At 69.4% G+C, this 26,620-nt stretch carries 29 protein-coding genes, 1 tRNA gene, 2 pseudogenes and 1 riboswitch; of the genes and pseudogenes, 22 read left to right on the top strand and 10 right to left on the bottom strand.

Annotated features, from left to right (window positions below; all coding sequences use genetic code 11):
* Positions 1–87 precede the first annotated feature (87 nt).
* Entirely contained in the window at positions 88–804 is a 717-nt protein-coding gene (locus tag J7I97_RS24285) for an RDD family protein (RefSeq protein ID WP_214938404.1), read from the top strand.
* A 75-nt stretch (positions 805–879) separates the two neighbouring features.
* Here the strand turns inward: J7I97_RS24285 and J7I97_RS24290 are convergent, their stop codons facing one another.
* Positions 880–1,197, bottom strand: coding sequence for a hypothetical protein (locus tag J7I97_RS24290; protein WP_214938406.1), 318 nt, complete (start codon positions 1,195–1,197; stop codon positions 880–882).
* Positions 1,198–1,581: 384 nt separating this feature from the next.
* Here J7I97_RS24290 and J7I97_RS24295 point away from each other — a divergent pair, with 384 nt between their 5' ends.
* Together J7I97_RS24295 and J7I97_RS24300 are read left to right on the top strand one after the other, a co-directional pair.
* Positions 1,582–3,990, top strand: coding sequence for an immune inhibitor A domain-containing protein (locus tag J7I97_RS24295; protein WP_308369155.1), 2,409 nt, complete (start codon positions 1,582–1,584; stop codon positions 3,988–3,990).
* A gap of 111 nt (positions 3,991–4,101) precedes the next feature.
* A complete protein-coding gene (locus J7I97_RS24300) occupies positions 4,102–4,404 on the top strand; it encodes a hypothetical protein (RefSeq protein WP_214938408.1) in 303 nt (100 codons plus the stop codon).
* Between the two features lie 86 nt (positions 4,405–4,490).
* On the opposite strand, the pseudogene J7I97_RS24305 reads toward J7I97_RS24300, so the two are convergent.
* Both J7I97_RS24305 and J7I97_RS24310 read right to left on the bottom strand, forming a co-directional pair.
* Positions 4,491–5,069 (bottom strand): annotated as a pseudogene (locus J7I97_RS24305) (nicotinamidase); the annotation flags it as partial.
* A 175-nt stretch (positions 5,070–5,244) separates the two neighbouring features.
* Positions 5,245–6,573 carry a nicotinate phosphoribosyltransferase gene (locus tag J7I97_RS24310; RefSeq protein ID WP_214938411.1) on the bottom strand — a complete coding sequence of 443 codons (1,329 nt, stop codon included), beginning with the start codon at positions 6,571–6,573 and terminating at the stop codon, positions 5,245–5,247.
* An 80-nt stretch (positions 6,574–6,653) separates the two neighbouring features.
* On the opposite strand from J7I97_RS24310, the gene clpS reads away from it, so the two are divergent.
* The 7 genes from clpS to J7I97_RS24340 all read left to right on the top strand — a co-directional run bounded on the left by clpS (position 6,654) and on the right by J7I97_RS24340 (position 11,375).
* Positions 6,654–6,968: an ATP-dependent Clp protease adapter ClpS gene (clpS, locus tag J7I97_RS24315; protein ID WP_053784844.1), complete on the top strand. Its 315-nt coding sequence runs from the start codon at positions 6,654–6,656 to the stop codon at positions 6,966–6,968.
* Entirely contained in the window at positions 6,968–7,579 is a 612-nt protein-coding gene (locus J7I97_RS24320; RefSeq protein WP_251059129.1) for a DUF2017 domain-containing protein, read from the top strand. The genes clpS and J7I97_RS24320 overlap by 1 nt, the downstream gene beginning before the upstream one ends.
* A 329-nt stretch (positions 7,580–7,908) precedes the next feature.
* Positions 7,909–9,348 carry an amino acid permease gene (locus J7I97_RS24325; RefSeq protein WP_214938413.1) on the top strand — a complete coding sequence of 480 codons (1,440 nt, stop codon included), beginning with the start codon at positions 7,909–7,911 and terminating at the stop codon, positions 9,346–9,348.
* 92 nt (positions 9,349–9,440) lie between these two features.
* Positions 9,441–9,863, top strand: a complete 423-nt coding sequence (locus tag J7I97_RS24330; protein WP_214938415.1) for a Mov34/MPN/PAD-1 family protein — start codon at positions 9,441–9,443, stop codon at positions 9,861–9,863.
* An 88-nt stretch (positions 9,864–9,951) separates the two neighbouring features.
* Positions 9,952–10,059: a putative leader peptide gene (locus J7I97_RS40405; RefSeq protein WP_311736929.1), complete on the top strand. Its 108-nt coding sequence runs from the start codon at positions 9,952–9,954 to the stop codon at positions 10,057–10,059.
* A gap of 78 nt (positions 10,060–10,137) precedes the next feature.
* Positions 10,138–10,425 carry a MoaD/ThiS family protein gene (locus J7I97_RS24335; protein ID WP_214938417.1) on the top strand — a complete coding sequence of 96 codons (288 nt, stop codon included), beginning with the start codon at positions 10,138–10,140 and terminating at the stop codon, positions 10,423–10,425.
* Complete coding sequence (locus J7I97_RS24340; RefSeq protein WP_214938419.1) at positions 10,425–11,375, top strand: PLP-dependent cysteine synthase family protein; 951 nt, start codon at positions 10,425–10,427, stop codon at positions 11,373–11,375. Before J7I97_RS24335 ends, J7I97_RS24340 begins: the two co-directional genes overlap by 1 nt.
* 109 nt (positions 11,376–11,484) lie before the next feature.
* Here the strand turns inward: J7I97_RS24340 and J7I97_RS24345 are convergent, their stop codons facing one another.
* Both J7I97_RS24345 and J7I97_RS24350 read right to left on the bottom strand, forming a co-directional pair.
* Positions 11,485–11,835: a DUF488 domain-containing protein gene (locus tag J7I97_RS24345; RefSeq protein ID WP_214938421.1), complete on the bottom strand. Its 351-nt coding sequence runs from the start codon at positions 11,833–11,835 to the stop codon at positions 11,485–11,487.
* Positions 11,832–12,269: a hypothetical protein gene (locus J7I97_RS24350; RefSeq protein ID WP_214938423.1), complete on the bottom strand. Its 438-nt coding sequence runs from the start codon at positions 12,267–12,269 to the stop codon at positions 11,832–11,834. Before J7I97_RS24350 ends, J7I97_RS24345 begins: the two co-directional genes overlap by 4 nt.
* Before the next feature lie 205 nt (positions 12,270–12,474).
* Between J7I97_RS24350 and J7I97_RS24355 the strand changes: the two genes are divergently transcribed.
* Positions 12,475–13,227 (top strand): MBL fold metallo-hydrolase, encoded by a 753-nt coding sequence (locus J7I97_RS24355; protein ID WP_214938425.1) that lies wholly within the window; start codon positions 12,475–12,477, stop codon positions 13,225–13,227.
* Positions 13,228–13,297: 70 nt separating this feature from the next.
* Here J7I97_RS24355 and J7I97_RS24360 read toward each other — a convergent pair whose 3' ends face one another.
* A complete protein-coding gene (locus J7I97_RS24360) occupies positions 13,298–14,554 on the bottom strand; it encodes a PTS transporter subunit EIIC (RefSeq protein WP_214938428.1) in 1,257 nt (418 codons plus the stop codon).
* Between the two features lie 266 nt (positions 14,555–14,820).
* A complete protein-coding gene (locus J7I97_RS24365; protein ID WP_214938430.1) occupies positions 14,821–16,125 on the bottom strand; it encodes a PTS transporter subunit EIIC in 1,305 nt (434 codons plus the stop codon).
* 229 nt (positions 16,126–16,354) lie between these two features.
* Between J7I97_RS24365 and J7I97_RS24370 the strand changes: the two genes are divergently transcribed.
* From J7I97_RS24370 to rdgB, 4 genes are all read left to right on the top strand, one after another.
* On the top strand, positions 16,355–16,642 hold the full coding sequence (locus J7I97_RS24370) for a PTS glucose/sucrose transporter subunit IIB (protein WP_308369154.1): 288 nt from the start codon (positions 16,355–16,357) through the stop codon (positions 16,640–16,642).
* A gap of 96 nt (positions 16,643–16,738) precedes the next feature.
* A complete protein-coding gene (rph, locus tag J7I97_RS24375) occupies positions 16,739–17,479 on the top strand; it encodes a ribonuclease PH (protein WP_214938434.1) in 741 nt (246 codons plus the stop codon).
* 198 nt (positions 17,480–17,677) lie between these two features.
* Positions 17,678–18,067 (top strand): hypothetical protein, encoded by a 390-nt coding sequence (locus J7I97_RS24380; RefSeq protein ID WP_214938436.1) that lies wholly within the window; start codon positions 17,678–17,680, stop codon positions 18,065–18,067.
* 55 nt (positions 18,068–18,122) lie between these two features.
* A complete protein-coding gene (rdgB, locus tag J7I97_RS24385; RefSeq protein ID WP_214938438.1) occupies positions 18,123–18,746 on the top strand; it encodes an RdgB/HAM1 family non-canonical purine NTP pyrophosphatase in 624 nt (207 codons plus the stop codon).
* Positions 18,747–18,802: 56 nt separating this feature from the next.
* Here the strand turns inward: rdgB and J7I97_RS24390 are convergent.
* Positions 18,803–18,887 (bottom strand) — tRNA-Leu (locus J7I97_RS24390).
* A 269-nt stretch (positions 18,888–19,156) separates the two neighbouring features.
* Complete coding sequence (gene bcp / locus J7I97_RS24395) at positions 19,157–19,624, bottom strand: thioredoxin-dependent thiol peroxidase (protein WP_214938440.1); 468 nt, start codon at positions 19,622–19,624, stop codon at positions 19,157–19,159.
* Positions 19,625–19,746: 122 nt separating this feature from the next.
* Between bcp and J7I97_RS24400 the strand changes: the two genes are divergently transcribed.
* From J7I97_RS24400 to J7I97_RS24410, 3 genes are all read left to right on the top strand, one after another.
* Complete coding sequence (locus J7I97_RS24400) at positions 19,747–20,064, top strand: DUF3618 domain-containing protein (protein ID WP_214938455.1); 318 nt, start codon at positions 19,747–19,749, stop codon at positions 20,062–20,064.
* Positions 20,065–20,130: 66 nt separating this feature from the next.
* Entirely contained in the window at positions 20,131–20,472 is a 342-nt protein-coding gene (locus J7I97_RS24405) for a co-chaperone GroES (RefSeq protein WP_214938442.1), read from the top strand.
* 107 nt (positions 20,473–20,579) lie between these two features.
* Positions 20,580–20,652: riboswitch (guanidine-III (ykkC-III) riboswitch) on the top strand.
* Between the two features lie 30 nt (positions 20,653–20,682).
* A complete protein-coding gene (locus J7I97_RS24410; RefSeq protein WP_214938444.1) occupies positions 20,683–21,003 on the top strand; it encodes a multidrug efflux SMR transporter in 321 nt (106 codons plus the stop codon).
* A gap of 18 nt (positions 21,004–21,021) precedes the next feature.
* Here the strand turns inward: J7I97_RS24410 and J7I97_RS24415 are convergent, their stop codons facing one another.
* The gene (locus tag J7I97_RS24415) at positions 21,022–23,487 is read right to left on the bottom strand and encodes a transglycosylase domain-containing protein (protein WP_214938447.1); all 2,466 of its coding nucleotides are present in this window, start codon (positions 23,485–23,487) and stop codon (positions 21,022–21,024) included.
* A 258-nt stretch (positions 23,488–23,745) separates the two neighbouring features.
* Here J7I97_RS24415 and J7I97_RS24420 point away from each other — a divergent pair, with 258 nt between their 5' ends.
* From J7I97_RS24420 to J7I97_RS24435, 4 genes and pseudogenes are all read left to right on the top strand, one after another.
* Complete coding sequence (locus J7I97_RS24420; RefSeq protein ID WP_214938449.1) at positions 23,746–24,537, top strand: ABC-2 family transporter protein; 792 nt, start codon at positions 23,746–23,748, stop codon at positions 24,535–24,537.
* A 70-nt stretch (positions 24,538–24,607) separates the two neighbouring features.
* Positions 24,608–25,429, top strand: coding sequence for an ABC transporter permease (locus J7I97_RS24425; RefSeq protein ID WP_214938457.1), 822 nt, complete (start codon positions 24,608–24,610; stop codon positions 25,427–25,429).
* Positions 25,430–26,364, top strand: a pseudogene (locus J7I97_RS24430) (ATP-binding cassette domain-containing protein).
* 88 nt (positions 26,365–26,452) lie between these two features.
* Positions 26,453–26,620, top strand: a 168-nt coding sequence (locus J7I97_RS24435; RefSeq protein ID WP_214938459.1) for a DUF1707 domain-containing protein, incomplete at its 3' end; no start/stop codon positions are given.

Raw genomic sequence — 26,620 nt, forward strand, 5'->3', positions numbered from 1 at the left:
GGGCCGGGTCAAGTTTGACAGGCCCTTGTTCCCCTGAACGGACGCCGTCCCGTTGCGGGCCCCCCGGGGCCGGGTTCGACTCGGGCCATGAGTACCGACCAGCCGCCGCCGGGCCAGCCGCCCGAGGACGACCCGTTCCTCAAGAAGCCCCAGGAACCGACGCCTCCGTCGGGCGGTTCGCCGTACGACTCACCGCCCCCCGGCGGCGGCGGCGCGGGCGGGGCCGGGGGCGGGGGCGGAGGGTTTCCGCCCCCGCCGCCCCCTCCGCCGCCGGGCGGTCCGTACGGCGGGGGCGGCGACTACGGCATGCCCGACCCGCTCGCCGGCATGCCCCCGCTCGCCGACTTCGGCCGGCGGCTCCTCGCCCGCGTCGTCGACGTGCTCATCATCTCGATCCCGCTGTTCCTGATCCAGCTGCCGTTCGGCGACAAGCGCTACACGGTCGACACGGACAAGGGCGAGGACGTCACCGAGGTCGTCACCAAGTCGTACGGCGGCAGTGGCCTGATCTGGACGCTGGTCGGGATCGTCGCGTACGTCGGCTACGACTGGTGGTTCACCAAGAAGAACGGTCAGACCATCGGCAAGAAGTGGCTGGGCCTGCGCGTCGCGATGCTCAACGACGGCACTGTGCCCCCTTCCAACGCGGCCCTCGGCCGCGGCGCCGTGCTGTGGGTGCCGACGCTGGTCTGCTGCTTCTGCCTGTGGCCGCTCGCGCTGATCATCTCGATGCTCGTCGACAAGCCGTACAAACAGGCCCTGCACGACAAGGTCGCCAAGACCGTGGTGGTCAAGTCGACCTGACCCGGCCACAGCGGTATTCGCGGGCGGTCTCCCCTCGGGTGAGGCCGCCCGCGCCACGTTGGGGGTGCGAACCGGTCAGTAATGAACGGGGTGTTTGGCGGCGGCCACCGTCCGGGCCTCAGGCATCCGCGCACCCGCGTCTGCGCCCGCATCCGCGTGCGCATCCGCATCCGCGGGGACCGTCCGGGCCCCGGCGCGGGCGGCCGCATGCCGGCCGCGGCGCCGCGGGAGCGGCACGGTGAGGGCGACGAGCAGTCCAAGGCCGAGGGCCGCCGCGGAGATGACCGCGACGCCGAGCCCGGTACTCGTCTGCGAGAGCAGCAGCATGGCGATCGTCGACACGATGACGGTGGCGGAACCGTAGGCGAGCTGTGCGGCAGTCGGACGCGGCATGGCGGTATCCGTCCTCAAGGCGGGGAGGGGGAGTCGGCTCAACTCGGTCGCGCGTCAAGTGACTCTACGACGGGGAATGCCCGAGCGGAACCGCCAGTAAGCGTGACCTAACCCACGGTGCCCGGGAGCATGGGGGGCGCACAGGGTCATTCGCCGTGCCACACGGATGCCGTGAAGCACCCTTCGCCCTATATGGCAGGGGAACGTCCGAATAGCGGAACTCCTTGACCGCATAGTGCAGTTGTAAGGAACAAGTCAAGGTCTGTCTTTTCTCTCGACTCTCCGGTCAAATGTCGTCACTTGAGACGCGCGCCGCGCGGAACCCCCCGCTCCTATGGAGACGTTCCGACCAACGTTGCGGCCGCGGGAGGGGAACGACATCAAGTGACCAGCAATTCCGTCAGAAGCCGAGCGCTGCGCGCCGCGGCCGTCGGTGTGACTCTGGCCGCAACCGCGGCTTCCGGCGCCTTCTTCACCGCCTCCGCCCACGCGGACGACCGGTGGGGCGCGCCCGCCGCAGACCGGCAGGACCCGACCTCTCCGGCCAAGGAGCAGGTCAAGCACGACCTCGAAGGCCCGTACTCCAGGCAGCAGGCGCAGGCCCGCGAGGCTGCCCTGGACCAGGTGCTGACCGGCAAGAAGGACGTCGAGCAGCGCGGTGCCTCGAAGGTCGTCAAGCTCGACGACAAGAAGTACGTCGAGCTCGGCCGCGAGAGGACCGACAAGATCTTCACGATCCTCGTCGAGTTCGGCGACCAGGTCGACAGCACGACCATGTTCGACCCGGACGGCCCGGACGGCCCCAAGCCGCCCGCGCCGAAGTACGGCGGTACCCCCGGTCCGCTGCACAACACGATCGCCGAGCCGGACCGGAAGCTGGACAACAGCACCGCCTGGCGCAAGGACTACAGCCAGAGCCACTTCCAGGACCTGTACTTCGGTACCGGCAAGGGCAAGAACTCGCTGAAGACCTACTACGAGAAGACGTCCTCCGGCCGCTACTCGGTCGAGGGCGACGTCGCCGACTGGGTCAAGATCCCGTACAACGAGGCCCGTTACGGCTCGAACTACTGCGGTCAGACCAACTGCTCCAACGTCTGGGACACCGTCAAGGACGGCGTGACCGCCTGGGCCGAGGGTCAGAAGAAGGCGGGCAAGACCGACGCCCAGATCACTGCGCAGCTGGCCCAGTACGACCAGTGGGACCGCTACGACTTCGACGGCGACGGCAACTTCAACGAGCCCGACGGCTACATCGACCACTTCCAGATCGTCCACGCGGGCGAGGACGAGTCGGCCGGCGGCGGCGTGCAGGGCCACGACGCGCTGTGGGCGCACCGCTGGTACGCGTACGGCACCAACGCGGGCAAGACCGGCCCGGAGGGCAACAAGGCCGGCGGCACCCAGATCGGCACCAGCGGCATCTGGGTCGGCGACTACACCATGCAGCCCGAGAACGGCGGCCTCGGTGTCTTCGCGCACGAGTACGGCCACGACCTCGGTCTGCCGGACCTCTACGACACCTCCGGTGGCGGCGAGAACAGCGTCGGCTTCTGGTCCCTCATGTCGGCGGGCTCCTGGCTCGGCTCCGGCAAGGACTCCATAGGCGACCTCCCGGGCGACATGACGGCCTGGGACAAGCTCCAGCTGGGCTGGCTGAACTACGACACGGCGAAGGCCGCGACGAAGTCCACCCACAAGCTGGGCGTCTCCGCGTACAACACCAAGAACAAGCAGGCGCTGGTCGTCGAGCTGCCCAAGAAGCAGGTCAAGACCGACGTCGTCGCTCCCGCCGAGGGCTCCTCGCAGTGGTGGAGCAACATGGGTGACGACCTCAAGAACACCCTCACCCGGTCGGTCGACCTGACCGGCAAGTCCTCCGCGGCCCTCTCCCTCAAGGGCTGGTGGGACATCGAGGCGGACTACGACTTCCTCTACACCGAGGTGTCCACCGACGGCGGCGCCAACTGGACCGCCCTCGCCGGCACCGCCGACGGCGCGGCCATCCCGGTCGACGCGGCCGGCAGCCCCTCGCTGACCGGTGTCTCGGGCGCCTGGAAGTCGCTGAAGTTCCCGCTCGACGCCTACGCGGGCAAGAAGATCGACCTCCGCTTCCGCTACCAGACGGACGGCGGCGCGGGCGGCAAGGGCTTCACGGCCGACGCCGTCACCCTCACCGCGGACGGCGCCACGCTGTTCACCGACGGCGCCGAGAACGGCGACAACGGCTGGACCGGCAAGGGCTTCTCCCGCATCGGCGCCGGTTTCACCAAGGAGTACGCGCAGTACTACCTGGCCGAGAACCGCCGCTACGTCGGTTCCGACACGACCCTCAAGGTCGGCCCGTACAACTTCGGTTCGGCGGCCCGTCCCAAGTGGGTCGAGCACTACCCGTACCAGGACGGTCTGTTGATCTGGCTCTGGGACACCTCCCAGAAGGACAACAACACCAGCCAGCACCCGGGCTCGGGTCTGATCCTCCCGATCGACTCGAAGGCCAAGCCGATCAAGTGGTCGGACGGCACCCTGCTGCGCAACAAGATCCAGCCGTTCGACGCCCCGTTCAGCTGGTACTCCACGGACGCCCTGACGCTGCACAAGGCGGACAAGGAGCTGTGGATCAAGCCGTCGGCCGGTAACGGCGTCTTCGACGACCACAAGGGCAAGTACTACTACGACGAGAACCCGACCGGCTCCGTGAAGGTCACTGACACCAACACGAAGATCAAGATCGCCAAGGAGTCGTACGAGGGTCTGGAAATGACCGTCGAGGTCGGCCCCGCCGCGAAGTAGTTCGTAAAATCGCAGGTCAGAGCATGATCGGCCGTCGCCCTCTAGCGGGCGGCGGCCGTTCGCGTTTAGATGCGGATGCGAGTTGTCTTATTGACGGGGGAGCTGAAGATCATGCCCGGTGGAGGTTTCGTCAGATTGCCAGGCGGCAGCGTGGTGGTCGCGCTCACGCTGCCGCGGCCGTCCGGTGAGGGCGGAAATGTCCGCGTGCTGGTCCATGCCGCGAACCGTGCCCGCGCCCTGACCAGGCTGCGGAACCTCGGCATGCGGGCCGTCTACCTGCGGGGCAACGCCCAGCCCCCGACCCCCGACGAGGTCACGGCCGTCCTCCACCACCCGGACGGCCTCCTGTGGCGCTGCGCCCCCGACCGGGCGGAGGAACTCTGGCACCCGATCCGGGCCCTGCTGGGGCGCTAGGGGGTGTCCTGGCCGCCGTGGCCGCCGTGGCCGCCGTGGCCGCTCTGGCCGCTCTGGCCGCCGTGGCCGCTCTGGCCGCTCTGGCCGCCGACGAGGTCGACGCCGGCCTCCCGGAGCTCCTCCAGGGCCCGGGCGGTCGTGTGCGGGGCCACAGCGGCCGTCAGGTCCAGCAGCACGCGGGTGGCGAAGCCGGCGCGGGCGGCGTCGAGGGCGGTGGCCCTGACGCAGTGGTCGGTGGCGATCCCGACGACGTCCACCTCGGTGACTTGCCGGTCCCTGAGCCACTGGGCGAGCGGGGTCCCGTTCTCGTCGGCGCCCTCGAATCCGCTGTACGCGGCCTCGTAGGCGCCCTTGTCGAAGACGGCCGCGACGGCCCCGGACGCCACGGCGGGCGCGAAGTTCGGGTGGAACCCGACCCCCTCGGTCCCGGCCACGCAGTGGACGGGCCAGGAGGCCTCGTAGTCCGGCTCGGCCGGGGGGCGCGCGAAGTGCGACCCGGGGTCGATGTGGTGGTCGCGGGTGGCGACGACGTGCCGGTACCCGGGGGTGGCCTGCCCGATGAGCTCGGTGATGGCGGCCGCGACGTCGGCTCCGCCGGTGACCGCGAGGCTGCCGCCTTCGCAGAAGTCGTTCTGTACGTCGACGACGATCAGTGCGCGGTGCATGACGCGTGTCCTTCGGTCGATGTGTTTCCCACTGTGCCGCTGTTCCGCTGTTCCGCTGTTCCGCTGTTCCGCTGTTCCGCTGCGCAGGCTCTTCCCCCACCCCGCCCCTTCCCGAAACAGGGCTCCGCCCGGACCGGTCCTCAAACGCCGGACGGGCTGGAAAGGCCGGCGTTTGTCAGACGTACTCCGTCGGAATCACGGCCTCGCCGCGCGACAGCTGGGTCGCGGACAGCGGCAGCCCCGCACGCGCCGCCCGGTGCCGGTCCCGTGCGGCCTCCAGCGGCTCGCGGGCGACGACCTCGCCGCCCTTGACCAGCTGGGTCAGCAGCTGCCGGTCGGCCAGCGGAGCCGGCACCGGGCCGGTCCCCACGACCTCCACCTCGGCGACCCCGTCCGCGTCCACCCGGCGGGCGGCCCACTTCCGCCCCCCGATCGACGTCTTGCCGCCCGAGGCCTTCTTCGCCACCGGCGCCAGCGGCGCCTTCGGGTCGGCGGACGACGCCCGCGCCACCAGCTTGTAGACCATCGAGCACGTCGGGTGCCCGCTGCCGGTCACCAGCTGCGTGCCCACCCCGTACGCGTCCACCGGCGCCGCGGCCAGCGAGGCGATCGCGTACTCGTCCAGGTCCGAGGTCACCACGATCTTCGTCCCCGTGGCCCCAAGCTCGTCCAGCTGCTGCCGCACCCGGTGCGCGACCAGCAGCAGGTCGCCGGAGTCGATCCGGACGGCCCCGAGCCCCGTTCCGGCGACCTCCACGGCCGTACGTACCGCCTCCGCCACGTCGTAGGTGTCCACCAGCAGCGTGGTCCCGCCGCCCAGCGACGCCACCTGCGCGGTGAACGCGTCCCGCTCGTTGTCGTGCACCAGGGTGAACGCGTGCGCGCTCGTACCGACCGTGGGAATCCCGTACCGGAACCCGGCCGCCAGGTCCGACGTCGAGGTGAAGCCGCCCACGTACGCGGCCCGCGAGGCGGCGACGGCCGCCAGCTCGTGCGTACGCCGCGCCCCCATCTCGATCAGCGGCCGCTCGCCCGCCGCCGAGGCCATCCGGGAGGCGGCCGCCGCGATCGCCGAGTCGTGGTTGAGGATCGAGAGGATCACGGTCTCCAGCAGCACGCACTCGGCGAAGCTGCCCTCGACCCGCAGGATCGGCGAGCCGGGGAAGTAGACCTCGCCCTCCGGGTAGCCCCAGATGTCGCCCAAGAAGCGGTACGAGGCCAGCCAGTCCAGGGTCCGCATGTCGACCACGGCGCGCTCGCGCAGGAACTCCAGCACCGCCCCGTCGAAGCGGAAGTTCTCCACCGCGTCCAGCACCCGGCCGGTACCCGCCACCACGCCGTAGCGCCGCCCCTCGGGCAGCCGCCGGGTGAACACCTCGAAGACCGAGCGGCGGTCGGCCGTGCCGTTCGCAAGCGCGGCTTGCAGCATCGTGAGCTCGTAATGGTCCGTGAAGAGCGCTGTCGACGGCACGTCCACCGGCAGGCCCAGGTCCGCAGGGTTCATGTCACGGATGCTAGCGCACATCTCGTCAGAGTGACGAGATGTAGGGCCCGTTTGTGCGACTGGCCGGTCACGGTGGCAGCATGGGACAAGTGAGTGTTGCTCCCATTGAGATCGAACGCACCGAATCGGCCGAAGAGACCTTCGCGGTCCCCGAACCCGACGTCCCCTGGGTGACCCTGGTGCACAACGACCCGGTCAACCTCATGAGCTACGTGACGTACGTGTTCCAGGCGTACTTCGGCTACTCCAAGGACAAGGCGCACAAGCTGATGCTCGACGTCCACCACAAGGGGCGGGCGGTCGTCTCCAGCGGCACCCGCGAGGAAATGGAGCGCGACGTGCAGGCCATGCACGGCTACGGCCTGTGGGCGACCCTCTCCCAGGACCGGATCTGATGGGCGGGTCCGCCGGGATGTTCGCCCCCCGCAAGGGCGGCGGCGTCACCGTCACGCTGGACGAGATCGAGATCTCCATCCTGCGCTCCCTGGCCGTGCAACTGCTGGAGCTGATCGGCCCGGGTGAACCCGAGCCCGCCGAGGACGCCGACCCGCTGGCCGTGCTGTTCGCCTCCGACGGCCCCACCGAGCCGCCGTCCGACCCGGCGCTGGCCCGGCTGTTCCCCGACGCCTACGGCGGCCCGGGCCCGGAGGACCAGGCCGTGGACCCGGCCGAGCTGGCCGCCCGTTCGGCCGAGTTCAGGCGGTTCACCGAGAACGACCTGCGCACCCACAAGCGGGAGGATGCGCTGGCCGTCGTACGCAGCCTCGACGGGCTCGCCCCGGCCGGCGGCGAGGCGGCGGTGCTGGAGCTGACGGGGGAGCTGCCGCTGCGCTGGCTCGGCGCGCTCAACGACCTGCGGCTCACCATCGCGGCCCGGCTCGACATCACCGAGGACGACGAGAGTGCCGCGCTGCTCCGGCTGCCGGACGACGATCCGCGCAAGCCGATGGTGATGGCGTACCTCTGGCTCGGCGGTCTTCAGGAGAGCCTCATCGAGACCCTCTGAGAAGTCTCAGCGGACCCTCAAGGGCGAACACCGTTCGCTCAGCGGACGCTCAAATCCGGATAACGATCAGATCACCGCGGTGCGCCGATCTATTTCGTTTCCATGCCTTTGTCCTGAATTACCCATGCCTCGTGTCACATTTCGTCCCCCCGCCCACCCGTAAGGCCGTGATAAATCTTCACGACCGCCGACGGGGCGCCACCCATGTCCCCCGGCCCGCTTGAACCGGCTGATCGCCGGCGTGCAACTCCATCCGTATCCGGGGGGATCGAGGACCCGATCCGCAGCCAGTGAAGGCGCGGGTCGGCGTGGAGAAAGGCGCACCAGACATGACCTCTGTGCAGGTCGAGCAGCACGACAAAACGCCCGCCGAGGGCACCCAGGGCGAGGGCGGCGAGGGTTACCACCGCGCACTCGGCGCCCGCCAGATCCAGATGATCGCGATCGGCGGTGCCATCGGCACCGGCCTGTTCCTGGGCGCCGGCAAGGCGATCTCCAAGGCCGGCCCGAGCCTGATCCTGGCCTACGCCATCGCGGGCCTGGTCATCTTCTTCATCATGCGGGCCCTGGGCGAGCTGCTCATGTACCGCCCCGTGTCCGGGTCCTTCTCGGACTACGCCCGCGAGTTCCTCGGCCCCTTCTGGGGGTTCGTGACCGGCTGGACGTACTGGCTCTTCTGGGTGGTCACCGGTATCACCGAGGTGACCGCGGCCGCCCAGTACATGTCGTACTGGACCCACGACAGCTTCCCGCAGTGGGCCTACGCGCTGATCTTCACGGTCATCCTCTACGGCGCCAACCTGATCTCCGTGAAGCTCTTCGGTGAGCTGGAGTTCTGGTTCTCCATGGTCAAGGTCACCGCCATCGTCGGCATGATCCTGATCTGCGCCGGCATCCTCACCATCGGGTTCTCCGACGCCGCCGCCACCGCCTCCGTCTCCAACCTGTGGAGCGACCGCGGCTTCTTCCCCAACGGCATCGGCGAGACGCTGATGACCCTGCAGATCGTGATGTTCGCCTTCCTCGCCGTCGAGCTGGTCGGCGTCACCGCCGGCGAGTCCAAGGACCCGGCGAAGACCCTGCCCAAGGCCATCAACACCGTGCCGTGGCGCATCGCCGTCTTCTACGTCGGCGCGCTCATCATGATCATGTCGGTCATCCCGTGGTCCAACTTCAAGGCGGGCGAGAGCCCGTTCGTGCTGGCCTTCGAGAAGATGGGCCTCGGCATCGGCGCGGCGATCGTCAACTTCGTCGTCCTGACCGCCGCCCTGTCCTCCTGCAACTCGGGCATGTACTCCACCGGCCGCATGCTGCGCGACCTCGCGCTCAACGGCCAGGGCCCGAAGTTCTTCACCAAGCTGACCAAGAGCGGCACCCCGCTCGTCGGCACCACCTTCTCCGCCGGCCTGATGCTGTTCGGCGTCTGGATCAACTACGTCGCGCCCGGCAAGGCCTTCGACTACGTCGTCTCCTTCGCCACCATCTCCGGCATGTGGGCCTGGATCGTGATCCTGGTCTGCCAGATCCGCTACCGGGCCAAGTCCGACCGCGGCGACCTGCCGAAGTCCTCGTTCCGCGCGCCCGGCGCCCCGTACAGCAGCTGGTTCGCCCTGGCCTTCATCGTCGTGGTCATCGTGATGATGGGCATCGACAAGGACTCCCGGGTCTCGCTGTACTGCGCCCCGCTGTGGGGCCTGATCCTGGGCGTCTCGTACTGGGCCATGAAGGCCCGCAACCCGCGCGGTACCGCCTTCACCAAGGCGTCCTAGCGGTCCTCGAACCTTGGGCCTCGTGTCCAGCATCCGGGCCCTCCCGTACCACTCCTCGGTACGGGAGGGCCCGTCTGTTTATCCTGTCGCTCATGCTGACCCTCACCCAGGCCCTGTACGACCAGATCGTCGAGCACGCCCGCAAGGACCACCCCGACGAGGCGTGCGGTGTCGTGGCCGGACCGGCGGGCACCGGCCGCCCCGAGCGGTTCATCCCGATGCTCAACGCGGCCCGCTCGCCCACGTTCTACGAGTTCGACTCGAAGGATCTGCTGAAGCTCTACCGCGAGCTCGACGACCGGGACGAGGACCCCGTGATCGTCTACCACTCGCACACCGCGACCGAGGCCTACCCCTCGCGCACGGACATCACGTACGCGAACGAGCCCGGCGCGCACTACGTGCTGGTCTCCACGGCGGACCAGGACGGCCTCGGGGAGTTCCAGTTCCGCTCGTACCGGATCGTCGACGGGGTGATCACAGAGGAAGAAGTGCAGGTCGTAGCGGCTTACTGACAGTCGGCTGACCAGCATGTGAGCGGTTGGCGTCCACGATGCGGGATCACACTCCAAACGGGGGACCGGGAATCGTTAACATGACCGCATGGTTTCCCACGATGTGAGCATCGAGACGCCCGGCAGGCTGCTGCTCGTGGCGCGGCTGCACGTCGACCTGTGCCGCCTCGCCAGCGCCATCTGTCCTGCTGCCTGATCCTTCAGCCAGAGCCTTCTCGCGCGGGGGCACGCACGCCGCGCGCCCTTACGCCCCATCACGACACTGGAGCCTGCCATGGCCATCGAGGTCCGCATCCCCACCATCCTCCGCACCTACACCGACGGCCAGAAGGCCGTCGAGGGCAGCGGTGCGACCCTCGCCGACCTCTTCGCCGACCTGGAGACCCGCCACAAGGGCATCCAGGAGCGCATCGTCGACGAGGCCAAGGGCGGCGAGCTGCGCCGCTTCGTGAACGTTTACCTCAACGACGAGGACGTCCGCTTCCTGGACGGCATCTCCACCGCGCTGAAGGACGGCGACAACGTCACCATCCTCCCGGCCGTGGCCGGCGGCGCTGTCTGATGCGTTACGACTCCCCGCTGGCCGCGGTCGGCAACACGCCGCTCGTCCGGCTGCCCCGGCTGTCGCCCTCCGAGGACGTGCGGATCTGGGCGAAGCTGGAGGACCGGAACCCGACCGGCTCGATCAAGGACCGCCCCGCGCTCCACATGGTCGAGCAGGCGGAGAAGGACGGCCGCCTGTACCCGGGCTGCACGATCCTGGAGCCCACCTCCGGCAACACCGGCATCTCGCTGGCGATGGCGGCCAAGCTCAAGGGCTACCGCATCGTGTGCGTCATGCCGGAGAACACCTCGCAGGAGCGGCGTGACCTCCTTCGGATGTGGGGAGCCGAGATCATCCCGTCGCCCGCGGCGGGCGGCTCGAACACCGCGGTCCGGGTGGCCAAGGAACTGGCGGCGGAGCACCCCGACTGGGTGATGCTCTACCAGTACGGCAACCCGGACAACGCGGGCGCGCACTACGCCACGACGGGCCCGGAGATCCTCGCGGACCTCCCCTCCGTCACCCACTTCGTGGCGGGCCTGGGCACGACGGGCACCCTGATGGGCGTCGGCCGCTACCTGCGCGAACACGTCGAGGGCATCAAGATCGTGGCCGCCGAACCCCGCTACGACGACCTGGTCTACGGCCTGCGCAACCTGGACGAGGGCTTCGTCCCGGAGCTGTACGACGCCTCGGTCCTCACGACCCGCTTCTCGGTGGGCTCGGCGGACGCGGTGACCCGCACCCGTGAACTGCTCCAGCTGGAGGGCATCTTCGCGGGCGTCTCCACCGGCGCGGCCCTGCACGCGGCGATCGGCGTGGGCCGCAAGGCGGTGGCGGCGGGCGAGTCGGCGGACATCGTCTTCGTGGTGGCCGACGGCGGCTGGAAGTACCTCTCGACGGGCGTCTACACCGCGGAGACGACAGAGGAAGCCATCGAAGCCCTCCAGGGCCAACTCTGGGCCTAGAGCAGGGCCTCCGCCCCAGACTTCCAGCCTCGCCGGCGTTTGAGGCGCGGGGTCTGGGGCGGAGCCCCAGGTGCTTCAGCCCGTCCGGACGCCGGCACCACCCCAGCCGCTAGCCCAGCAGCTCCGCCAGCACCGCCGCATGGCTGGACCCCGGGTCCTTGACCGCCGTCAGCAACGTCACCGGCCCCTCCGCGGCCAGCGCCCGCAGACGCTCCAGCCCGGCCACCGCCTCCGCCCCCTCCAGCTCCGCCTCGTACCTCGCTCGGAACTCCTCCTCCGAGCCCCCCGCGTGGAACCACTTCCGCAGCTCCGAAGACGGCGTCACCGCCTTCGGCCACTCGTCCACGGCTGCCTCCGCCTTCGCCAGGCCCCGCGGCCAGAGCCGGTCCACGAGGACCCGCACCCCGTCCGCCCCCGGCTCGGGGGGATCGTAGACACGCCGCAACCGGATCGACGTCATCTGTTGCCTCCGCCCAGTCCCTTGACCTCGTCCCACACCGCGGGGTCCAGCATCCCCAGCCGGCGCCTGAACTCCCACAGCGACACCTCCGCAGGCCGGTCCGCCTCCAGGAACGACGCCCGGCCCTGCGCCCCCACCGTCCCCGGCGGCAGCGGGATGACCCCGGCCCGCCGGTCGTCGTACTTCCCGGTGATCCACGCGACCCGCGCCCGGTGGCCCCGTACCGAACCCGCCCCCACCGCCAGCACCAGGCACAGCCGGTCGTCCGCCAGACACCACAGCTCACCCGCCCGCGGCCGAGGCGGCGGCCCGGCCCCACGCGCCGGCCCGCCCCGCGCAGCGCGCCGCGCCGACCTCGGCCGACGCCCCGCGACCAGCACCACCAGCGCCACCGCCACCACCGCGGCGACGGCAGGCCACCAGGACGTGTCCATACTCCGACCGTAGCCGCGCCGCACGGCCCCGGCGCGGCAGCGGATGGCAACCCGCGTGCGGGTCGTCGCTCCCCCGGGTGACAGCACAGGTGATTCCCCCCACAACGGCCCGCCGCGGAGGAGCGACCGGAGGTTTCGCGCCTTACGCTCGACCCACGCACGGCCCGCATTCCGTCCACGGACCGTCCCTGGAGGTTCACGCTCCATGAAGCTCACCGTCGTCGGCTGCTCGGGCTCGTTCCCGTCCGCGGAATCGGCCTGCTCGAGCTACCTCGTCGAGGCCGACGGCTTCCGGCTGCTCCTCGACATGGGCAACGGCGCCCTGGGCGAGCTCCAGCGCCACATCGGTCTCTACGACCTCGACGCGATCTTCCTGAGTCATCTGCACGCCGATCACTGCATCGACATGTGCGCCTACTTCGTCGCCCGCTACTACCGGCACGAGGGCGGCCGCTGCGGCACGATTCCGGTCTACGGCCCCGAGGGCACCGAGAAGCGCCTGACCACGGCCTACGAGGACGTCCCCGACGAGCGCTCGATGAGCGAGGTGTTCGACTTCCGCACCCTGAAGTCCGGCACCTTCGAGATCGGCCCGTTCCAGGTCCGCACCGAGAAGGTCTGCCACCCGGTCGAGTCGTACGGGATCCGCGTCGAGCACGGCGGCCGCTCGCTCACGTACTCCGGGGACACCGGTGTCTGCCCCGAGCTGGGCCAGCTCGCCGAGGGCACGGACCTGTTCCTGTGCGAGGCCTCCTTCACGCACGGCAAGGAGGACATCCCGGACCTCCACCTCAACGGCCGCGAGGCCGGCGAGTACGCCCGTGGCGGGCGGGTCGGCCGGCTCGTCCTCACGCACATCCCGCCGTGGACGGACGCCCGGCAGAACCTCGCCGACGCCCGCGCGGTCTACGACGGCCAGGTCGACCTCGCGTACGCGGGTGCGGTGTACGAGGTCTGAGCCCCCGCCACGTACGAGGAAGCCCCCGCCCTCCCTTCCGGGAGAGCGGGGGCTTCTTCGTGCGCGATGCCTACTTGGCCTCGGCCTTGAGCAGCTCGGCCAGCTCCTCGTCGGACTCGCGGCCCGGGGTGGGGAGGTTGAACTTCGTGATCGCGAAGCGGAAGACGACGTAGTAGACCACCGCGAAGCAGAGGCCGACGCCGGCCAGGCCCCACGGGTTGGAGGCGATGCCCAGGTTCAGACCGAAGTCGACCAGACCGGCGGAGAAGCCGAAGCCGTCCCTCATGCCGAGCGCCCAGGTCAGGGCCATCGAGACACCGGTCAGCACCGCGTGGACCGCGTACAGCACCGGGGCGATGAACATGAACGTGAACTCGATCGGCTCGGTCACACCGGTGACGAAGGAGGTCAGCGCGAGGGAGAACATCATGCCGCCGACGACCTTGCGGCGCTCGGGGCGGGCACAGTGGACGATCGCGAGGCAGGCCGCCGGGAGGGCGAACATCATGATCGGGAAGAAGCCGGTCATGAACTGGCCGGCGCTCGGGTCGCCGGCGAGGAAGCGGGCGATGTCGCCGCTCTTGCCGTTGTACTCGCCCGCCTGGAACCACGGGAAGGAGTTCAGCAGGTGGTGCATGCCGACCGGGATCAGCGCACGGTTGGCGACACCGAAGATGCCCGCGCCCACGGCGCCGGAACCGACCAGCCACTCACCGAAGTTGTGCAGACCCGCACCGAGGACCGGCCAGATGAGTCCGAAGAGGATGCCGATCAGCAGACCCGCGAAGGCGGAGAGGATCGGGACCAGGCGGCGGCCGCCGAAGAAGCCGGCCCAGTCGGGCAGCTTGGTCCGGTAGAACTTCTGGTAGAGCAGCGCGACGACGATGCCCATCACGACACCGCCCAGCACCTTGGCGTCGACCGGTGCGTCCAGCTGGACGATCTTGCCGTCGACGACCTTGGAGATCTTCGGCAGGTTCGAGTCGGTGAACGTGGCCAGCACGTTCTTGAAGACCAGGTAACCCGTCACGGCGGCGAGAGCGGTCGAGCCGTCGGACTTCTTGGCGAAGCCGATCGCGATACCGACGGCGAACAGCAGCGCCATGTTGTCGAGAATCGCGCCACCACCGGCGGCCATGTAGCCTGCGATCTTGGTGATGAAGCCCGGCAGCGACGGATCGCCGAGCATGTCGGCATTGCCGAGGCGGACGAGCAGCGCACCAGCGGGCAGCACCGCAACGGGGAGCATGAGGCTCCGGCCGATGCGCTGCATGACGGCCATCACGCCCGCGCCCTTCTTCTTTTCCGCAGCGGTGGCTGTGGACATGAGCTTCCTCCAGAAGGCAAGGCGCCGCCCGGGGGAAACGGGGGATGGCGGCGTCTCGGAATGGGGGTACGCGAGCTTGGACGGGCTTGCGTGGTCTACACCAATCGGTGGTGTAGACCAGTTGTAGCATGGTCGGGGATAGATAAGGAACCTTCGATTTCCTGTGGCCTGGGTCACACAGGTCAGGGCATGGCGAAGGCCCCCGGATCCGTTGATCCGAGGGCCTCTGCGCAGCGCGGGAGTTGACGGTGTGCCGCTGTGTGCGGCTAAGCCTTGATGTTCTCCGCCTGCATCGCCGCGATCTCCTCGTCCGACTCCCGGCCCGGGGTCGGGAGGTTGAACTTCGTGATCGCGAAGCGGAAGACGGCGTAGTAGACGACCGCGAAACACAGGCCGATCGGAATGATCAGCCAGGGTTTCGTCGCGAGGCCCCAGTTGATGACGTAGTCGATCAGGCCCGCCGAGAAGCTGAAGCCGTCGTGCACACCGAGCGCCCACGTCACCGCCATCGACACGCCCGTCAGCAGCGCGTGGATCACGTACAGCAGCGGCGCGACGAAGAGGAACGAATACTCGATCGGCTCCGTGATGCCCGTGACCAGCGAAGTCAGGCCCACCGACATCATCAGCCCGCCGACCTCCTTGCGCCGCAGCGGCTTCGCGCAGTGCGCGATCGCCAGCGCCGCCGCCGGAAGGGCGAACATCATGATCGGGAAGAAGCCGGACAGGAACTGCCCGGCTTGCGGGTCTCCCGCCAGGAACATGTTGATGTCGCCGTGCTTCGTCTCCCCGGTCGGTGTGACGTACGTGCCGAACTGGAACCACACCGGCACGTTCAGGAACTGGTGCAGGCCGATCACCAGCAGCGCGCGGTTGGCGACGCCGAAGATGCCCGCACCCCACGAGCCCAGCCCCACCAGCCAGTCCGAGAAGCTCTCCAGCGCGTCACCGACCGGCGGCCAGACCCACTGGCACAGCACCGCGAACGCGATCGCGACGAACGACATGATGATCGGGACCAGCCGGCGGCCGTTGAAGAAGCCCAGCCAGTCGACCAGCTTCACCCGGTGGAACCGCTGCCAGAACCAGGCCGCCAGCAGGCCCATGATGATGCCGCCGAAGACCCCCGGATTCTGGTACGTGTACCCGGCGAAGGTGTCACTCGGCGTGATGCAGCCGCCCCCGATGTCCTTCGTCCCCGGCGGGCAGGGCTTGGGGAACGCGTGCAGCACACCCCGGTAGACGAGGAAGCCCGCCACCGCCGCGAGGGCGGTCGAGCCGTCCGCCTTCTTGGCCATGCCGATCGCGACACCGACGCAGAAGAGGAGCGGCAGGCCGAGGTCCGCGTCCAGCAGCGCCCCGCCCGCGCCCGCCATCACCTTCGCGACGTCGGTCCAGTCCAGGCCGTCCTTGCCGAAGACGTCGGGCTGGCCGAGGCGGTTGAGGATGCCCGCGGCGGGCAGCACGGCGATCGGCAGCTGGAGGCTCCGCCCCATCTTCTGGAGCCCCTGGAACAGTCCGTTCCACCACTTGGGCTCTGGCACGGCTGCGGCGGCGCTGCTCTCGCTCATCGGCGTCCTCCCTGACCGGGCCGTTTTGGCAGTTGCGACACTTGCGGCACACTGGTGTAGACCACTAGTGATGGGGTCGCACGGCACCCGCCTGGAGCGCAGGTTGGCGCTGATCGTCATCATTCGGCAGCTGCCGGGCACGCGCTCGCGTAGATGGGCCAACCGTGGGCTACCGTGACAAAGCGGACCGCGCCGGCAGGTCGGCCACCGGCCGATCGGTCGCCGGCCAGTGGTAGGCAACGGCCGCCGAGACTCGTTCTTCGTAACACTCAGGGAGACACGCATGGCCACCAAGGCTGAGAAGATCGTCGCCGGGCTCGGCGGTATCGACAACATCGAAGAAGTCGAGGGCTGCATCACCCGCCTCCGCACCGAGGTCGTCGACCCCGGCCTGGTCGACGAAGCCGCCCTGAAGGCCGCCGGCGCCCACGGCGTCGTCAAGATGGGCACCGCGATCCAGGTCGTCATCGGCACCGACGCCGACCCGATCGCCGCCGACATCGAAGACATGATGTGAGCTGAGCCCCTCAGCCGATCAGCACACCGAAGACCCCGTCCCGAACGCGCCCGGACGGGGTCTTCGCGTTCCCCCACAGGGACTAGGCTCAGAAGCATGTCTCGCATCGACGGCCGTACGCCCGATCAGCTCCGCCCGGTCACCATCGAACGCGGATGGAGCAAGCACGCCGAGGGCTCCGTCCTCATCTCCTTCGGAGACACCAAGGTCTTCTGCACCGCCTCCTTCACCGAAGGCGTCCCGCGCTGGCGCAAGGGCAGCGGCGAAGGCTGGGTCACCTCCGAATACTCGATGCTGCCCCGCTCCACCAACACCCGCGGCGACCGCGAATCCGTCCGAGGCAAGATCGGCGGCCGCACCCACGAGATCTCCCGCCTCATCGGCCGCTCGCTGCGCGCCGTCATCGACTACAAGGCCCTCGGCGAGAACACCATCGTCCTGGACTGCGACGTCCTCCAGGCCGACGGCGGCACCCGCACCGCCGCCATCACCGGCGCCTACGTCGCACTCGCCGACGCCGTCGCCTGGGGCCAGCGCAAGAAGCTCATCAAGGCCGGCCGCAAGCCCCTCACCGGCACCGTCGCCGCCGTCAGCGTCGGCATCGTCGACGGCGAGCCGCTCCTCGACCTCTGCTACGAGGAAGACGTGCGCGCCGAGACCGACATGAACGTGGTCTGCACCGGCGACGGCCGCTTCGTCGAGGTCCAGGGCACCGCGGAGGGCGAGCCCTTCGACCGCAAGGAACTCAACGCCCTGCTCGACCTCGCCTCCGGCGGCTGCGCCGACCTCCAGGCCATCCAGCTGAGCGCACTGGACCTCCAGACCCCGCAGCCGTAGCGGCAGCCGCAGCAAGCCGCAGCAAGCCGCAGCAAGCCGCAGCAACCGCGGGACGCGAGCTGGCGTCTACGCAGATACGGGCGCACGGTGTCACAACCGTGCGCCCGTCCACGTATCCAAAGCCGTATCCAAGCGCGTGTCCGAACCCGTATCCAAGCCCGTATCCAAGCCCGTATCCAAGACCCTGGGGGACCCGAAGTGAAGAAGCCCAAGCTCCGTATCGCGGCCGTGGCCCTGGCAGCGGCTCTCGCCGTCCCGGCCCTCGCCTCGTGCGACGCGATCTCGACGGCGATGGACTGTGCGAACACGGCGGTGGCCATCACGGACGGCGCGAACGACCTCCAGCAGGCCGTCTCCCAGGCAGGCAACAGCCCGCAGGACGCCCAGAACGCGCTCAACCAGATAGAGACGAACCTCAAGAAGATCGGCGACCAGACGGACAACGCCGACCTCAGCAAGGCCATCGACTCGATGAACACGGCGGTCAAGAACGTCCGCGCCTCGATCGAGAGCGGCAACACGGCCCCGGACATCACCCCGGTCGCGGACGCGGCGTCAGAACTCTCCAAGGTGTGCACGCCGGGCTGAGGCGGCTGAGGCGGGCGGGGTGAGGCGCGTGGGGGCGGCCGGAATAATGAAGCCCATGACCAGCAGCAGTAGCAGTAGCCGCCGCCTGATCCTCGCGACCCGCAACGCGGGCAAAGTCTCCGAACTCCGGGCCATCCTGTCCGACGCCGGCCTGCCACACGAGCTGGTCGGCGCGGACGAGTACCCGGAGATCCCGGACGTCAAGGAAACCGGCGTCACCTTCGCCGAGAACGCCCTCCTCAAGGCCCACGCCCTGGCGCAGGCCACCGGCCTGCCGGCGATCGCCGACGACTCCGGCCTCTGCGTGGATGTCCTGAACGGCGCCCCCGGCATCTTCTCGGCCCGCTGGGCAGGCACCCACGGCGACGACCGGGCGAACCTGGACCTGCTCCTGGCCCAGCTGTCAGACATCGACGAGGCCAACCGCGGCGCCCACTTCGCCTGCGCGGCGGCCCTCGCCCTCCCGGACGGCACCGAACGCGTGGTCGAGGGCCGCCTCCTGGGCACCCTGCGCCACACCCCCTCCGGCACGGGCGGCTTCGGCTACGACCCGATCCTCCAGCCCGCCGGCGAAACCCGCACCTGCGCGGAACTCACCCCGGCCGAAAAGAACGCCATCTCCCACCGAGGCCAGGCCTTCCGCGCCCTGGTCCCCTTCATCCGCGCCCTCCTGGGCTGACGCCGGATACGCCGAAGGCCCGGTACGCGCGTAGTGCGTACCGGGCCTTCGCGCTGTGCGGTTGGGGGGACTCGAACCCCCACGGGTGTTACCCCACTGGGACCTAAACCCAGCGTGACTACCTGATTCCACCACAACCGCCACATGTCGGGCCATATTGGACATTGGCCCTGCGTAGCTTGCTCAGTCTACGACTGGTGGGGCCTGAAGGGCGAGGAGTTGCGTCGCCGCTTCCCGCAGTTGGCGCAGGCGTACGAGACGCCGATCTCCTGAGTGCCCGGGCCGGCCGCCGAGTTCGCCGTGTGTTCGTGGCCTCGTACGGGCTAACGCCCCGGTATGAACCGTCGCGCCCGATGAACGGAGAGGCCCGCACCGGTTGGGTGCGGGCCGTTCGGAGGGTGCGGGTGGGGTCAGATGCCCAGGTCCTTGATGATCTTGGCTACGTGGCCCGTGGCCTTGACGTTGTAGAGGGCGTGTTCGACCTTGCCCTCCTCGTCGACGATCACCGTGGAGCGGATGACCCCGGTCACCGTCTTGCCGTACAGCTTCTTCTCGCCGTACGCGCCGTAGGCGGCCAGGACTTCCTTCTCCGGGTCGCCGACCAGGGTGACCTTCAGGTGTTCCTGCTCGCGGAACTTCGCCAGCTTCTCCGGCTTGTCCGGGGACACGCCGATGACGTCGTAGCCGGCCGTGGCCAGAACGTCGAGGTTGTCCGTGAAATCGCAGGCCTGCTTCGTGCAGCCCGGCGTCAGCGCGGCCGAGTAGAAGTAGACGATCACCTTGCGGCCCTTGTGGTCGGCGAGCGAGACCTCGTTGCCGTCCGCGTCGGGAAGGGTGAAGGCGGGGGCCGTGTCGCCCGGCTGCAGTCGCTCGCTCATCGGTATGTCTCCTCGGGAGGGGATCGGTACGCCCACGAGACTAAGCTGACAGACTGTTCATGGCGGACTACGCCCCCACGCGACCGACCATGACCGACCACGACGACGACGGAGGCAGCGCGGTGCCCGAAGCCAGGACCCCCGCACAGATCGAGGCGGACATCGTCCGCAGGCGCGAGCAGCTCGCCGAGACGCTCGACGAGATCGGCGTGCGCATGCATCCGAAGACGATCATCGGGGACGCAAGGGCCAGGGTGGCCTCGACGGTCGATCACACCGCCGGCCGCGCCGTCGTGGTCGTGAACCGTCTCATGACCGATCTGAGGGGCGGCCTGCGCCACGAGGACGGTGCCCCGCGGATCGAGCGCATCGTGCCGGTCGCGCTGCTCGCGGTCGGTGTGGTCGGGCTGCTCGTGGCGTCGGCGCGCCGTAAGCGCTGACGGCCCCCGGATGACGCTGATGACCCTGCGCAGTGCATCGCGGGCACGGGCGGGTAGGTTCGGGGCGTGAGCGAGAACACCACCCACGACAAGCTGCCCATCCGCATGCTGCATGACCGCGTGCTCGTGAAGTCCGACCTGCCGGAGGGCGAGCGCCGCTCCGGTGGCGGCATCCTGATCCCGGCGACGGCCGCGGTGGGCAAGCGGCTGGCCTGGGCCGAGGTGGTCGCGGTCGGGCAGAACGTACGGAGTGTGGAGCCGGGCGACCGCGTGCTGTACGACCCCGAGGAGCGGGCCGAGGTCGAGGTGCGGGGGGCGACGTACGTCCTGATGCGCGAGCGGGACCTGCACGCGGTGGCCGCCGAGCGGCTGGAGGGGTCGAAGGACTCCACCGGGTTGTATCTCTGAGTCGGCTGGGTCGGCTGGGTCGGCTGAGTCGGCTGAGTTGGGCTGAGTCAGTCTGATTCGGGCGGGCCGAGGGCCGGTGACTTGGCGTCACCGGCCCTTTTCGCTGCCCTTTGCTACGGTGGAGGCGAACCCCCGACGAGACGCGCCGTACCGGGTAGCTGGACGAAAAGACGACGCACCCCGTTCGCTCTCGTCCCGGAGGTGCCTGTCATGGCCTGGGTTCTGCTTCTCGTCGCCGGTCTGCTCGAAGTCGGCTGGTCGATCGGTATGAAATTCACCGAGGGCTTCACCCGGCTCTGGCCCAGTGTGTTCACGGGCGCCGGCATCGTCGCCAGCATGGTGCTGCTGTCCTACGCCGCGAAGTCCCTGCCCATCGGTACGGCGTACGGCGTGTGGGTGGGCATCGGCGCGGCCGGGGCGGCGGTGCTGGGGATGGCGGTGCTGGGTGAGCCCGTCACCGCCGCCCGGATCTTCTTCATCTGCTTGCTGCTGGTCGCCGTGGTGGGGCTCAAGGCGACCTCCGGTCACTGACCGGGCGGGCCCCGGGTGTCACTCCAGGAATTCGGGGCGTGGGCGCCGGCCTGGTGTGGTGCCGCCGGTGTTGGTGCCGCCGGTGTTGGTGCCCCCGGTGGTCGTGCCCCCGGTGGTCGTGCCGCCGGTCGTTCCGCCGGTCGCGCCACCGGTGGTGCCTTCGGTGGTGCCTTCGGCCGTGCCCTCGGTGGCGCCTTGGGTGGTGCCGCCGTCGGTCTCGGCGCCCTGGTTCTGGCCCTGGTTCTGGCCCTGGGTCTGACCTTGGCTCTGCCCCTGGTTCTGGCCTTGGCTCCGGCCCTGGTTCTGCCCCTGGTTCTGCCCTTGGTTCTGGCCCTGCGTCCGTCCGCCCTGGTCCTGTCCGCCCGTCGGCGGAATCGACGGCACCGGTCGCACCGGCGGCCACGAAGGGCGCTCACCCGGGGGCTGCGGGATGCTCGGTGCCACCGGCGGCAACGGCTGGGCCGCGCCCGGCTGGAGTTCGAGGTCGAACTCGACGGGATCGGTGGCCTCCAGTGCCGTCTTCGTGTACGCCGCCCAGATCCGGGCCGGGTAGCCGCCACCGCCGATGCGGGCCTCGCCCAGCGCCCCGTACAGGGATTGCAGCGTGCCCGTGTCCGGGTCCTGGCCCATCATCGAGACCACCGTCACCAGGTCCGGGGTGTACGCCGCGAACCAGGCCGAGCGGTCCAGTTCGGCGGTGCCGGTCTTGCCGGCGGCCGGGTGGCCGGCGGCGAGGGCCGCCGTGCCGGTGCCGTCGTCGACGACGCTGACCAGCATGGACGTGGTGGTGTCGGCGGCTTCGCGGCTGACGGCCTGGCGTGCGGTGCGGGCAGGCAGGCGGATGGTGTCGCTCCCCTTGGTGATCTTTTCCAGGAAGGTGTACGGGGTGTAGCGGCCGTGGTCGGCGAGCGTCGCGTAGGCCTGGGCCATGTCGAGGACGCTGGCCTGCATGGTGCCGAGCGCCATGGCCGGGCCCTGGACGAAGTTCGGGGTGTTCTCGGGGATGCCGAGGGCGATGGCGGTCTGCTTGGCCTTCTCGGTGCCGACGTCGACGACCATCTGGGCGAAGACGGCGTTGACGGAGAGGTCGGTGGCTGTGCTGACGGTGATGTCGCCGTACGACTGCTGGCCTTCGTTCTCGGGGGAGTAGGGGGTCCGGGTGCCGACGACGCGGCGTTTGTTGTCGCCGTTGTAGATGGTGTTGGGGGTGATCGGGCGGCCGTCCTGGGTGCGGGAGTCGTTCTCGACGGCGGAGGCGAAGACGAACGGCTTGAAGGTGGAGGCCACCTGGTAGTCGTGCCGGGTCGCGTTGTTGACGTACTGCTTGGTGTAGTCGATGCCGCCGTACATGGCGATGACCTTGCCCGTGGCCGGGTCGATGGAGACCGCGCCGGTCCGGACCAGGCGGTCCGCCTTGCGCGTCTCCGGGTCGAGCTTGTCGACCATCTGGGCGTCGACGGCGTCGACGAGGGCGGTCTGGCGGCGCCTGTCGATGGTGGTGGCGATGCGGTAGCCGCCCTCGGCGAGGGTGTCGTCGTCGAGGATCTTCCGGTCGACGATGTAGTCCTTGATCGCCTCGATCAGGTAGCCGCGCTGTCCGGACAGGCCGGCGGCGGGGCGGATCTTCCCGGGTTCGGGGAACTTCGCGGCGGCCCGCTCGGTCGCGGTCATCCACTTCTTCTTGACCATGCCGTCGAGTACGTAATTCCAGCGGGCCAGGGCGCGGTCCCGGCTCTGGGGGTGGGCGACGACGTCGAAGGCGCTGGGGGAGTTGAGGAGGGTGGCGAGGTAAGCGCCCTCGACGGTGGTGAGTTTGCCTACGTCCTTGCCGTAGTAGGCCTGGGCGGCGGCCTGGATTCCGTAGGCGTTGCGGCCGAAGTAACTGGTGTTGAGATAGCCCTCGAGGATGTAGTTCTTGGACTTCTCGCGACCGAGTTTGATCGCGATGAAGAACTCCTTGACCTTGCGTTTGACCGTTTGTTCCTGGCCCAAGTAGTAGTTCTTCACGTATTGCTGGGTGATGGTCGAGCCGGACTGCTTGCCCTTGCCGGCGAGCGTGTTCCAGGCGGCGCGGAGCATCGCCTTCGGGTCCACCGCCCGCTCGGAGTAGAAGTCCCGGTCCTCCGCGGCCAGTACGGTCTGCTGGACGGTCCGCGGGATCTGGGAGAGCGGGACGTTGACGCGGTTGACCTCGCCGTCGCGGGCGAGCTGGGAGCCGTCGGCGTAGAGGTAGACGTTGGACTGCGCGGTCGCGGCGGAGTTGGCCGACGGGATGTCGACCAGCAGGTATCCCGCGATCAGGACGCCGCCGAGCAGTAGGGCGCAGAGCAGGATGCCGCCTACGACCATGCGCCAGGTGGGGACGAAGCGGCGCCATCCGGTGCGCTTCCGCTTCCTCTGGTCCGGCGGCCGGTTGTTCGGTGGTTCGTCGGGGGAGTCCGGGTCGCGAGGGGTCCAGCCTGGTGGTGGTGACTGGTCGCTCATCTCCAGAACTCCTCGGCGCCGTGCGATATATCCACATCCGTACCTCATGGTGTCTACCTGATGGCCGGTGATTCCGCCCTGGACGGGCGCAATTCGGTCGCGTGGCTCGCCCCTCCGCACTAAGCTCGCGCCCTTTGGCCGACGTAGGAACGACGTGGGAAGGGGAGGGATACGGTGCGTCAGAGGACGGGTCAGAGGACAGGTCAGAGGACAGGTCAGAGGGCTGGCCAGAGGGCTGGTCAGGCAGCGCGTCTCTATGTGGCCGTCGCGGCCGGCGGGTTCCGGCGTTACGCCACCTACGGGACGGCGACGGCGGCCGGGGTGTTCACCAACACCGTGTTCGGTTTCATCGTCGCGTACACGTACATCGCGCTGTGGGACGAGCGGCCCGGACTCGGCGGCTACGACCAGGCGCAGGCGCTGACCTTCGTCTGGGTGAGCCAGTCGCTGCTGGCCGCGGGCGCACTCATCGGGGGCGGGTTCCAGGAGGAGATCCAGGAGCGCATTCGCACGGGTGACATCGCCGTCGACCTGTACCGGCCGGCGGACCTCCAGGCGTGGTGGCTCGCCGCCGATCTGGGCCGGGCGGGCTTCCAGTTGCTGGGCCGCGGGGTGGTGCCGCTGGTGGCGGGGTCGCTGGCGTTCCAGTTGGCGATGCCCGCGGATCCGCTGCGGTGGCTGCTGTTCCTGGTGTCCGTACTGCTGGGGCTGGTGGTCAGTTTCGCGGTGCGCTACCTGCTGGGGCTGGCGGCGTTCTGGCTGATGGACGGGAGCGGGATCAACATGATGGCCACCGTCGTCTCGATCTTCTTCTCCGGGATGCTGCTGCCGCTGACGGTGTTCCCCGGCGGTTTCGGCGAGTTCGTCCGGGTCATGCCCTGGGCGGCGATGCTCCAGGTCCCGATGGACGTGCTGCTGGGCAAGAACGAGGGGGCGGGGGGCGCGGCGCGGGCGCTCGGGTTCCAGGCGGGCTGGGCGCTCGTACTGCTGGGCCTGGGGCGGCTGATGCAGTCGGCGGCGACGCAGAAGGTGGTGGTCCAGGGTGGTTGAGCTTGAGGTTGAGGTCGAGGCTGAGGCGACGCCGAAGCCGCTGGAGCGGTGGCCTGTCGGGCTGCTGGAGATGCCCGGACGCAATCGCGCCGCGGAGGGGGTGCGTGGCTACGGGCTGATCGTGGGGATGTGGGTCCGGTCGACGATGACGTACCGGATGTCCTTCGTCCTGTCGACCGTCGGGAACGCGGCGATCACGGTGCTCGACTTCCTCGCGATCTACATCATGTTCTCGCACGTGGAGGTGCTCGGCGGTTTCTCGCTGCCCGAGATCGCCCTGCTGTACGGGGCCTGCTCCTCGTCGCTGGGCCTGGCCGACCTGCTGCTCGGCAACGCCGACCGGATCGGCGCCCGGATCCGCGACGGTTCGCTCGACACCATGCTGGTGCGGCCGGTCCCGGTGCTCGCGCAGGTCGCGGCGGACCGGTTCGCGCTGCGCAGGCTGGGGCGGATCGCGCAGGGGCTGGCGGTGCTGGGCTGGGCGGTGTCGGCGCTGGAGGTGGACTGGACGCCCGGGAAGGTGCTGCTGGTGCCCGTGATGATCGTGGCCGGGGCGGCGATCTTTGGGGCGGTGATGGTGGCCGGGGCGGCGTTCCAGTTCCTCGCCGGGGACGCGGCGGAGGTGGTGAACTCCTTCACCTACGGCGGCTGCACGATGCTCCAGTACCCGCCGACGGTGTTCGCGAAGGACCTGCTGCGCGGGGTGACCTTCATCGTGCCGCTGGCCTTCGTCAACTGGCTGCCCGCACTGCATGTGCTGGGGCGGCCCGATCCGCTGGGGCTGCCGGGGTGGGTGGCGTACGTGAGCCCGCTGGTGGCGTTCGCGGTGTTCCTGCCCGCGTCGCTGGCGTGGCGCGCGGGAATTCGTTCGTACCGGAGCACGGGGAGCTGAGTGGTTGTGGCGGGCACGACGGATGCGTTGATCTCGCTGGACGGGGTCGAGAAGGTCTTCGACGTACGGCGCCGGGTGGGGCTGATGCGCCGGGAGAAACGGCAGGTCAGGGCCGTGGACGGGATCAGTTTCGAGGTGGCGCGGGGTGAGGTGGTCGGCTATATCGGGCCCAACGGCGCGGGCAAGNNCTGCGCGTGGCGGGTATCGACCCGGCGCGGGAGCGGATGCGGCTGGCGCACCGGATCGGGGTGGTGTTCGGGCAGCGCACGACGCTGTGGTGGGACCTTCCGCTGAAGGATTCGTACGGGCTGATGCGGCGGATGTACCGGATTCCGCAGGCGCGCTTCAAGGAGAACCTCGACCGCTGTGTGGACCGCCTGGACTTGGCCGAACTGCTCGACGTACCGGTGCGGCAGTTGTCGCTGGGGCAGCGGATGCGCGGGGACATCGCGGCGGCGCTGCTGCACGATCCGGATGTGCTGTACCTGGACGAGCCGACGATCGGGCTCGACGTGGTGAGCAAGGCGAAGGTGCGGGGGTTCCTGCGGCAACTGAACGCGGAGCTCGGGACAACGGTGCTGCTGACCACCCATGACCTGCAGGACATCGAGCAGTTGTGTGAGCGGGTGATGGTGATCGACCACGGCCGGCTGATGTACGACGGGCCGCTGGGCGGGCTGCATGCGGCGGGGTCGGCGGGGGAGAGCGAGCGGACCCTGGTGGTGGACCTGGAGCGGGAGCTCCCGCCGATCGAGGTGGCGGGGGCGCGGGTGGTCCGGGTGGACGGGCCGCGGCAGTGGCTGGCCTTCCCGGCACAGACCTCGGCGGCGCCGCTGGTGGCGGCGGTCGCGGCGGATTACCCGCTGGTGGACCTGTCGGTGCGGGAGCCGGACATCGAGGACGTGATCGCGCGGATGTACGCGGGGCGGGGGTGAGGGCGGGGGTGAGGGGGCTGGGGCTGGGCTGGGCTGGGCGAACGGTAAGCCCTACAACTCCCGTGTATCGCTGCCTAGGCTGGGCCCCATGACTGACGAGCGGCCGGAGAAGCCGTTGCCGGAGCTGAGGGCGTCGGATGCCGACCGGGAGCGGGTGGTGGAGCGTCTGCGGGACGCCGTCGCCGAGGGCCGGCTCGACATGGAGGAATTCGAGGAGCGGCTGGAGGCGGCGTACAAGTCCCGTACGTACGCGGAA

This window comes from Streptomyces sp. ISL-87 (assembly GCF_018614095.1).
GTDB lineage: Bacteria > Actinomycetota > Actinomycetes > Streptomycetales > Streptomycetaceae > Streptomyces.